General features: G+C 55.4%; 6 protein-coding genes and 1 pseudogene. 2 read left to right on the top strand and 5 right to left on the bottom strand.

The window, feature by feature from the left end; all coding sequences use genetic code 11:
* A pseudogene (locus tag HMPREF9453_RS12010) lies at positions 1–356 on the top strand (UPF0236 family protein); the annotation flags it as partial.
* A gap of 178 nt (positions 357–534) precedes the next feature.
* Complete coding sequence (locus HMPREF9453_RS10755; RefSeq protein ID WP_040380734.1) at positions 535–1,452, top strand: dienelactone hydrolase family protein; 918 nt, start codon at positions 535–537, stop codon at positions 1,450–1,452.
* A gap of 921 nt (positions 1,453–2,373) precedes the next feature.
* On the opposite strand, the gene HMPREF9453_RS10745 is transcribed toward HMPREF9453_RS10755, so the two are convergent.
* The 5 genes from HMPREF9453_RS10745 to hypF all read right to left on the bottom strand — a co-directional run bounded on the left by HMPREF9453_RS10745 (position 2,374) and on the right by hypF (position 9,324).
* On the bottom strand, positions 2,374–3,732 hold the full coding sequence (locus HMPREF9453_RS10745; RefSeq protein ID WP_008860591.1) for an aminotransferase class III-fold pyridoxal phosphate-dependent enzyme: 1,359 nt from the start codon (positions 3,730–3,732) through the stop codon (positions 2,374–2,376).
* 1,116 nt (positions 3,733–4,848) lie between these two features.
* Positions 4,849–5,832, bottom strand: a complete 984-nt coding sequence (gene hypE, locus HMPREF9453_RS10730; protein WP_008860589.1) for a hydrogenase expression/formation protein HypE — start codon at positions 5,830–5,832, stop codon at positions 4,849–4,851.
* 1 nt (position 5,833) lies between these two features.
* A complete protein-coding gene (gene hypD / locus HMPREF9453_RS10725) occupies positions 5,834–6,868 on the bottom strand; it encodes a hydrogenase formation protein HypD (protein ID WP_008860588.1) in 1,035 nt (344 codons plus the stop codon).
* Positions 6,865–7,086 (bottom strand): HypC/HybG/HupF family hydrogenase formation chaperone, encoded by a 222-nt coding sequence (locus HMPREF9453_RS10720; RefSeq protein ID WP_008860587.1) that lies wholly within the window; start codon positions 7,084–7,086, stop codon positions 6,865–6,867. Before HMPREF9453_RS10720 ends, hypD begins: the two co-directional genes overlap by 4 nt.
* A gap of 9 nt (positions 7,087–7,095) precedes the next feature.
* Positions 7,096–9,324, bottom strand: a complete 2,229-nt coding sequence (gene hypF / locus HMPREF9453_RS10715; protein ID WP_008860586.1) for a carbamoyltransferase HypF — start codon at positions 9,322–9,324, stop codon at positions 7,096–7,098.
* Between the last annotated feature and the right edge of the window lie 267 nt (positions 9,325–9,591).

The following is a 9,591-nucleotide window of genomic DNA, read 5'->3' as shown; positions in this document are numbered from 1 at the left end:
TGGGGACTGCAGAAACAAATCACCGGTTCTACAGCTATCGCATGAAGCGGCAGGGACGGAGCTGGTCCAGCGAGGGAATGGAGTGTATGGTTTGGGTATTAACCGCCCGGAAGAATAAAACACTTACAGCAGCTCTCCTGTACCATGCTAATGGGAAAAGCTACAAAAAGATGGATAGAGCCATGCACAAGGCTGCGGTGCAGGCAGAGCGTAAAATCGCCCAGAATGTCCGGAGTGAGGTGCAGAAGCGTAAAATGAGAAACTATAGGCCGGGATGCCTGGAGGGGCGTATAGGCGTTTATGGAGCTTCTTCTTCACCAATGGGGAGACTGGCCAGAGCTATACAGAAATACTGATAAAACCGAAGCCACGGAGATAGTAATTATCGACAGTCAAATGAATTACCGAGGAAAACTTGACACTTACCCCTTTAGCAAAGAGACCATTTCCTTTTTGCCCTTCCATGATATAATAGTGCAATTGGAGGGCATTTATCCTCTGTGGATTATTATTTCAATTAAGGAGATCTTACCATTGGGTAAAGTTACAAAAGCACTGGCCGCCCTGGCTCTGGGCGCTGTCACTGCCTATCTGTTTCCCCGCAGGAAGGATTCTTCCCTGCCGGTGGGCGAAAGTTCTTATTTTCTGGAGGACAGAAGCGGCACATGCGGAGAGCCTATTCCGGTATACTATTACAAGCCTGCCACCTGGACCGAAGACCAGCCCGTGTTTATCGCTTTTCCGGGGTACACCAGGAAGGCGGAGCGGTTTGAGAAGCATCTGGAGGAGCTGGCGGTACGGTACAATATGCTCATCGCCTGCCCGGAGTTTTCCACGAAGAAATATCCCGGCGCCCGGTGGTATCAGGAAGGAAATATTTCCGATGCAGAAGGTGAAAAAGGGACGATTCAGCCCCGGCAGCAGTGGACCTTTGATGCCATCGACCATGTGACCGGAGCGGTAAGACGGCGGACCCATGCCAAAGGCAAGGTCATCCTTTTCGGTCATTCCGCCGGCGGCCAGCTCATGCACCGCTATTCCCTCTTTGCCAGCCATCCGGCTGCTGACGCCATTGTGTGCGCCAATGCGGGCTGGTTCACCATGCCTGATGAAAGTGTATGCTATCCCTACGGTATCAAGAACGTGCCTCTTTCGGACAGGGACTTGGCCCGGGCCTTTGCCCGTCCCGTCATTATGCTGATGGGCGGAAATGATATTTCCCGGGAAAAGCCTTTCCGGGATACGCCGGAGGCTGACGCCCAGGGCATGAACCGCATGGAGCGGTGCAATAATTATTTCCATTTCTGCGAGGCGAAAGCAGCGGAATTGGGTGTCCCCTTCCGCTGGCAGCTGCATGTGGTGGAAGGCGCCGCCCATGAGGGCGGCAAAATGGCGGAAGGAGCCATGAAGCTTTTCTGCCAGGAACCGCTGGATGAAACCGTAGGCATGTGAGTGGGCCGGCTTTGCCGGCCGGGTTCAGAGGGTTCAGAGGGTTCAGAGGGTTCAAAGGGGAAGGTTGACGCCCGCTCTGCGGGCGAAGTTTGACCTGCCCTCCGGGCCGGAGGGTTCTTAGGTTTGACAGCCACTGCGTGGCTGAGGGTTGTGGTGGCGGCTGACGCCGCAGGTTGGGACCCCTCAAGGGGAAACGACTCACTACATTTTGTGCGTCGCTGTGCTCCTACAAAATGTGTTCGCTGTGCACCGCCTGTCGGCGGCAGGTTGTGTAGAAGGGCCACGGAAAAAGGTTCTTAGGTTTGACAGCCGCCTTTGGCGGCTGAGGGTTGTGGTATCACCGCCTTCGGCGGTGATGAATAAAAATGCCGCCTGACGGCTAGGGAAGCGCTGATTCAATCACTGTCTGCTTTTATTCTTGAATTTTTTATGCAATGCAAGGAATGGGACGACGCAAATAGCCAGCTATTTAAGGAGTCCCATGACGAAGCAGTGCATAAAAATTCTTATAAAAGCAGACTCTATGAATGAATCAGTGCTTCCCAAACCCCTTCCGGCTCGCTGCGCTCGCCACCCACCCCTTAGACAGGGGTGGGCAAGGGCGTTACGTGCTGAACTTCCCACCGGGCAAGTCAATCTTGAGAGCCTTACATACTCCCCTTTGAACCAGCCCGCTCTGCAGGCTGAACTTGTGCGGTTCCTGCATAGGAACCGCAAGTCAGGCTCATATGCGAGCATGGCCTGCCCATTAAGCGAGCACCTTACCGCCTGACCGTAGCCCAGGGCACAGCCCGATGGCGGCTTGAACCCGGGCGTCAAAGGCGCCTGAACCTTCATTCTATCGGGAATACCGTTTCCCGTCGCATTTGAAACAAAAAAACGACTGCCGAAGCAGTCGTTTTTTTTATGTATGAAACAGATTTACCAGCCGTGGCGGTACTCGAAGACGCCGTCAGGGATTTCTCCTTTTTCCAGCTCAGTGAGGGATTCGTCCAGAATGGTGAAGGCTTTGTGAAGGTTTTCTTTGGAAATATTGAGAGGCGGCTGCACGCGAAGCAGGTTTTCGCCCAGGGTAATGATGATGAGTCCTTTTTCATAGGAGCGGAAGCAGACTTTGAAGGTGCCGTCTCCATCAGGGATAGTATTTCCTTTTTCATCTTTCTTCACAATGCCGATGGCCCAGGACATGCCGCGGCCGCGATAGAAAGCCACTTTGTCCGGATGTTTTTCTTTCAGCGCTGCCAGTTCCTTCTGGATATCGGCGCAGTTCCTTTTATAAATAGTCTGGAATTCTTCGGACTGATAGTAGTCGAAGGCTGCATTGCCTGCGGCGCAGGCAATGGCGTTGCCGCCCAGGGTGAAGAGATGGGCCGGCGCAGGAAGGCAGTCCATGATTTCCGCTCTTCCCATGAAAGCGCCCAGGGTCAGGCCGGCGCCGATGGATTTGCCCATGATGATACCGTCGGGAATGATGCCGGGGTAGTTTTCAATGGCAAAGAAGTGGCCTGCCCGCCAGAAGCCCTGCTGTACTTCTTCATCAATGAAGAGGATGCCGTGCTTTTTGCAGAGGTCGTAGAGTTTTTTCATGAAAATGGGATGGGCCGGAAGGATGCCTGCATCGCCCTGGATGGCTTCAATCACCACCGCTGCCACTTCGTCGGCAGGCATGTAGGTTTTGAAGGCGGTTTCGATATCCTTTACTGCTTCCTTTTCCACAATGTCATCGGGCACATTGTCACCGTAGAAGGGGAAATGGTAAATTTCCGGAAGGAAAGGTCCCATTTTGGCATGCATGCGGGTGGTGCAGGTGGTCATGGAAGAGGAACCGTAGGTATTTCCATGGTAGCCGTTGATAAAGGTAATGATTTTCGTCCGTCCTGTGTAGGCTCTGGCAAATTTCACAGCTGCATCGTTGCCGTCGGAGCCGCAGTTGCCGAAAGCAATCTTGGCCTTCACGCCGCCGGGATACACGGAGGTCAGCTTTTCCGCATAGGAAATCATGGGCTCATTGTAGGAGTAGGCAGCGGTGTACTGGGTGCATTTCTTCAGCTGCGCTTCAATGGCTTTGGTAAGGATGGGGTTGGAGCTTCCCAGATTCAGGGAAGAGGCGCTGGTGAGGAAATCAATATATTCATTGCCGTCAGCGTCTTTCAGGATTTCTCCCTTCCCGCTTTCCACGGCAAAGGGATAGTAGGAAAGGTGCTGGCAGGGAGCTACCACCTTTTCATCCCGGGCTACAAGGTCTAAACATTTGTCAATCTTTTTCTGAATTTTATACATAGTTCCTCCTTGTACTTGAAATAGGGGAAACAGGGTTTCCTCTTCTCTGAAATCGTCTTATTGACAAGTGTATAAAGAGAGGGCGGGATTGTCAAGGGAAAAGGGCCTTGGACACGCCTGCGGTGTGAGGGTTCACAGGGTTCAGAAGGTTCAAAGGGTTCAAAGGGGAAGGTTCTTAGGATTGACCGGCCCTATGGGCCGGAAGGTTCTTAAGTTTGACGGGCCTTTGGCCCCGAGGGTGGTGGTGGCGGCTGACGCCGCAATTTTTAAAGGGGCGCGGCTAGCGCCGCGGGTTGTGTAGAAAGGTTGTGTTCGCTTTGCTCAGGGGGCGACGGCCCTTCGGGCCGAGGGTGATGGTGGCGCCCTTCGGGCGCAGATTATAAAAAAAGCCGGCCCGCGCCCTCCGTCATTTCGAGCGAAGCGGAGCGGAGTGGAGAAATCTCCCCCTCTGATGGTACGGGTAGCATTACGGTGGAAGATCTCTCGACTCAGAGTATCATCAAAGTGCTTCCCGTCTGTCTCCCATAGCGGCATGCAGTTCCGCTCGAGATGACGGTGGCGGCGGGCACCCCTATCGTCATGTTAAAAAAAGGTGCAGCTCCGCCATGGGACACACCTTCGGCGGTCACATCCATATCGAGTGTCATAATCATTCTTACCCTCGTCCACCCCTTCGCCACTTCGTGGCCCTCTTCCCCTAAAGGGGACGCAAGAACGTTACGGGATTGGCTGTCTGTGTCATAGGGCATGAAAACAGTTCTGCTGACTGGCTCGCTGCGCTCGCCTCCCCCTATCCGGCTTCGCCGGACTTCCCCCTATGCAGGGGGCAGAATAAAACACCGCGAAGCATTCCATTCATAAGTCGCACACAGTATAACGGAGCTTTATAGTGCCCCCGCTTGCGGGGGAAAGGTGGTGGCGCCAGCCACCAAAGGGGGAAAACGCCGAAATGGTACGTGAAGTATATGACTCGCTGTTTTTTCTCCTCAGATCCCTCGTTTCCCCTTGAGGGGAACGCCTCGAAGAGGCAAAGGGTGTACAAGGCAGAGCACCGGTAGGATGCTCCATCGCTATCCTGACCGCCGACAGTGGCCGAAGCCCCACCATCTCACTTTCCTAGCATATTCTTGGCAGTCCTTCTCCTCTCAGGGGAAGGAGTTTTCTTTTTCCTCCGTAGGCGGTGATGAGGTGGACCCCTTCGCCTTTGGTAATACGGCCTGCCAGGGATGCCTGTCTGCCATAGGGATGGTTTCGTAAAATGGCAAGGGCCCGGTCTGCTTCTTTTTCGGGAAGGATGATCATCATTTTCCCTTCGTTTCCCATGGTCAGGGGATCCAGGCCCAGAATGCCGGAGAGCTCTCGGATTTCTTCAGACACCGGAATCTCATCTTCCATCAGTTCCATGGCTTTGCCGGAGGCTTCCGCCAGTTCGCCTGCCACCGTGGCCAGGCCGCCTCTGGTAATGTCCCGGATGGTATGAATGGTGATTCCTTCCTTAAGAAGGCTTTCCACCAGACCGTTTAAAGGGGCACAGTCGCTTCTGAGGCTGCTCTTCATGTGGAGCCGGGCTGTGAGGATGGTGCCGTGGTGGTCGCCCATGGTGCCGGTGAGGATGACGGCATCTCCTTCTTCCATAGCGGAGGCGGAAATGGCAAGGCCCTTCGCCCTTTCACCGATGCCGGCAGTATTGATGTAGAGACCCCCTTTGCCTTCAATGACCTTGGTGTCTCCTGCTACGATGGAAACGCCTGCTTCTCTGGCCGTTTCCGCCATGGAGGAAACTACCTTTTCCAGGGTCTCCGTTTCCAGTCCTGTTTCCAGAATGAAGGAGGCCGTCAGGTAGAGAGGTCTGGCTCCCATGGAGGACAGGTCATTCACCGTGCCGCAGATAGACAGTTTCCCTATATCACCGCCGGAAAAGAAGAGGGGTTCCACCACGAAGCTGTCGGAGGTAAGGACGGGATGGCCCTTCATCACCGGCAGGACGGCGCCGTCTTCCATACGGTCCAGTATGGGATTTGTAAAATATTTTTCAAAGAGTTCATGGATGAGGCGGCCTGTTTCTTCGCCGCCGGAACCATGGCGTAGTTCGATTTTCATACTAACCTCCCCGATAGGTAATGGAGCAGGCCCCTTCGCCGGATACCATGCAGGCCCCTACCGGATGGTCCGGGGTACAGGCTTTTCCGAAGCAGGGGCAGTTTTGAGGCAACATGCGGCCGGTGAGCACGGAGGCGCAGCAGCAGCCTTTGGGCATGACGTCTTCTGTAAGGCCCCGGCTGCCGGCGTCCAGGAATTCATATTTTCCGGAAATATAAAGGCCCGAGCCTCTGATGGTGCCGAGGCCCCGCCAGACGGCGTCTCCTGCTTCAAAGATTTCATGCATCAGGGAAAGGGCCTTTGGATTGCCTTCTTCCCGTACCACCGAGGGGTATTCGTTCCAAAAGCCCCCTTTCTTTCTGGATGCTTCCAGCACCAGCCGGGAAAGGGCACGAAGAAGAAGAGGCGGTGTAAATCCGCCGATAACCATGGGTTTCCCCGATGTTTCCGCCAGATGAAAGAAGGGGCGGCTTCCTGTAATCACCGCCACGTGGCCGGGACAGAGAAAACCGTCAATGTGAAGGTCCCTGGCCAGAATGTCCATGGCCTCAGGCATAGTTTTTAAAGCGGTGAGGAAGCGGATATTCCCTATGTTTTCGTCATAGGCCCGTTTCACCAGATCCGCCCATACCGGCGCCGTAGTTTCAAAGCCCACTGCCGCCAGAACGTAGGTGGTCTGCCGGTCTTTTGCCGCCATGGCCAGCCCTTCTTCGGGATTATAAAAGAAATCCACCCTGCCGCCCCGGTCCCGGGCGCCGGAGAGGGACAGGCGGCTTCCCGGCACCGCCAGAAGGTCCCCAAAAGCCAGGACCTTGTATCCTTCGGTCATGGCATAGGACACCAGCTTGTCGATATAGGCCGTAGGCGTCACGCACACAGGGCAGCCGGGGCCGGAAAGGAGGGTGATGTTCGGCGACAGAATCTGCCGGATACCGCTCCTGTACAGGGAAGAGGTGTGGGTGCCGCAGACCTCCATGAGACGAAGGGGCGGCCCGTCATAAGTGGAAAGGAAGCGGGCCAGTTCTTTTTCTCTCATTCCTTTTCCAGCTCCTCGATTTCTTTAAACAGATCAATCCAGTCATGGGCTTCCTTTTTTTCCACGATCTGGATGGCCATGCCTGCATGAACCAGCACATAATCACCGATTTTCGCAGGCACCATGGAAAGGTTCACCGGCACTTCGGTACCGGAAAAATCCACCATGCCATGGGTGCCGATGATGCTTACCACTCTGCCCGGATAGGCTACACACATAGGTCCTCCTTATCCCTGCATGAGGCCGTAGAAGGCCTGGCCCAGGGAAATACCCCCGTCGCCGCAGGGAACTTTTTCATTACCATATACTTTGAAATGCTCTTTTGTCAGAGCCTCTTTCGTTTCTGTCCATAAAATGCCGTTATGGAAGCAGCCGCCGGTGAGGATGACCTGCTCCACGCCCAGAAGGCGGGCGCTTTCCACCACCATGTCTACAATGGCCCGGTGAAATCCCAGGGCTGCTTCCTCTATTGTACCATCTGCTTCCACAAGGGATGCGATGAGATCTTCCCTGTGCCAGATGAGCTGTCCCTTTTCTTCCTTCAGGGACAGATGGAGGGGAAGGGCCGTCTTTCCCTTCCTTTTGGCCTGCACTGCCGCCTGCTCCAGGGCCATGGCACATTCCCCTTTGAAACGGTTCTCTTCTTTCAGATGAAGAAGGGCGGCGGCGCTGTCAAAGAGCCGTCCCATAGCGGAATCCCTGATGGTATTCACCCCGGCCGCCAGGGCTGCCTTCACCAGCCCATAGCGGTAATCCTCTGTCTTAAGGCCTGCATAAACAAGACTGGCCAGTCCTGTCTTCCAGGCCTGTTTCATGGAAATATCGCCGCCCAGAAGAGGCATGGCATCCAGGTGGCCGGCCCGCACCATCTGATTTCCTTCCAGAAGAAGAATCTCCCCGCCCCAGATGGTGCCGTCAGTGCCATAGCCGGTGCCGTCGAAGACGAAGGCCGCCGCCTTTCCCGAAAGTCCATGCTCCGCCATAACGGAAAGGCCGTGGGCCTGATGATGCTGCACCTTCCAGAGGGGAATCCCCCGGTCCGCAGAAAGACGCTCTCCCAGGGCTGAAGAAATATAGCGGGGATGAAGGTCCGTCACAATCCGCTCGGGCCGGATGCCCAGCATATTTTCCCAGTCCTCTATCATATGAAGGAACGCTTCCTCAGAAGATTCATTTTCCAAATCGCAGGGCATTTCCCCGGGATACAAACGCCCCTGGGCGGTAAGACAGAAGGAGGGCTCCATGTCCGCTCCCATAGCCAAAAGGGTCCCCTCTTTCGCCCCCTGCACCGCAGGCTCCGGCAGAAATCCCCGACTGCGGCGGATCATGTCCCTATGGCTTTCTTCCGCCTTCACCACACTGTCATCTGCAGGGCGGAGGATGTCACGGTTATTGGTGAAGAGGAAATCGATTTCATGGGCCTTAAACCAGGAAAGGGCCTCCTCATCTTTATAAAGGATGGGCTCGCCGCTCATATTGGCACTGGTCACCACCAGCGGCGCCTTGACCCCGTCGGTTAAAAGATCGTAGAAAGCAGAAGGCGGCAGAAATATACCCAGCCGCGGCACCCCTTCCGCCACCGTTTTGATTTCCTTCTTCGGCCTGCAGAGCACAATGGGACAGGCCGGAGAGGTGAGGAGCTTCCTGTCCTGGTCCGTGAGGAAACAGAGCTTTTCTGCCTCCTTTAACGAATGGACCATGAGGGCAAAGGGCTTCCCTTCCCGGTGTTTCAGGCGGCGCAGGCAAAGCACCGTCTCCTCCCTGTCTCCCCGGCACACCAGCTGAAAACCGCCGATGGATTTCACCATCACCACCTTTCCTGCCTTCACCAGAGCGATGGCCCTTTCAATGGCCTCATCCCCCTGAGCTTCTTCTCTGCCTTCTGTCACCATGGAAAGCGCCGGCCCGCAGGCAGCGCAGCAGATGGTCTCTCCATGGCAGCGGCGGTTCTTCAGATCCTCATACTCCCTCTGGCACTCCGGGCACAGGGGAAAAGAGTCCATCGTCGTGCGGGGGCGGTCATAGGGAAGACTCCGGATGATGGTATACCGGGGCCCGCAGGCGGTGCAGGAAAGAAAGGGATACTGGAAATGGCGGTCCTTCCTGTCATGAAGCTCCTTCCGGCAGGAAGGGCAGATGGCGATATCCGCCGGAAAAAGGGGAGCCAAAGGCTCCCCGCTGCTTTCTATGGCAGAGAAAGTAGAGAAGTTTTCCAGAGGGACCTCCTCTTTCGTCACTTTCTCCACGGCCACCGGATAAGGCGCTTCCTCAAGCTTCCTCTCCAGCACCAAAAGGGCCTCCCTGTCCCCGGAAGCCCTGATTTCCACCACACCGCCCAGATTCTTCACCCAGCCCGTAAGGCCCAGTGAAAGAGCCGTCCGGCAGACAAAAGGACGGAATCCCACCCCCTGTACTCTGCCTTCCAGCAGGAAACGGATGGTATGGATATGGGACATGGTGTGGCCTCCTTTTTAAAGGGCCGCTTTGGCGGCCCGGGTGCAGAGGGAAAGGTTGACGGCCCTATGGGCCGAAGGGGCGCCGCCTGACGGCGGCAGGTTGTGTAGAAGGGTTGTGGAAAAAGGTTCTTAAGATGGACCGGCCCTATGGGCCGGAGGGTTCTTAAGTTTGACGGGCCTTTGGCCCGAGGGTTGTGGTATCGCCCTGCGGGCGATGAGTTTTATAAGCCGCCTGCGGCGGTCACGTCCACATCGAGTATCATAATC

The sequence above is a fragment of the Dialister succinatiphilus YIT 11850 genome, from assembly GCF_000242435.1.
GTDB lineage: Bacteria > Bacillota > Negativicutes > Veillonellales > Dialisteraceae > Dialister > Dialister succinatiphilus.
Note: the sequence above shows the minus strand (reverse complement) of the source record. Positions and strands in the feature narration are given on the sequence as shown.

What these genes read in the sequence shown, in the direction of transcription:
- HMPREF9453_RS10745 (WP_008860591.1), bottom strand. Translation starts at nt 3,732, where the DNA reads ATGTATAAAATTCAGAAAAAGATTGACAAATGTTTAGACCTTGTAGCC.
- hypE (WP_008860589.1), bottom strand. Translation starts at nt 5,832, where the DNA reads ATGAAAATCGAACTACGCCATGGTTCCGGCGGCGAAGAAACAGGCCGC.
- hypD (WP_008860588.1), bottom strand. Translation starts at nt 6,868, where the DNA reads ATGAGAGAAAAAGAACTGGCCCGCTTCCTTTCCACTTATGACGGGCCG.
- HMPREF9453_RS10720 (WP_008860587.1), bottom strand. Translation starts at nt 7,086, where the DNA reads ATGTGTGTAGCCTATCCGGGCAGAGTGGTAAGCATCATCGGCACCCAT.
- hypF (WP_008860586.1), bottom strand. Translation starts at nt 9,324, where the DNA reads ATGTCCCATATCCATACCATCCGTTTCCTGCTGGAAGGCAGAGTACAG.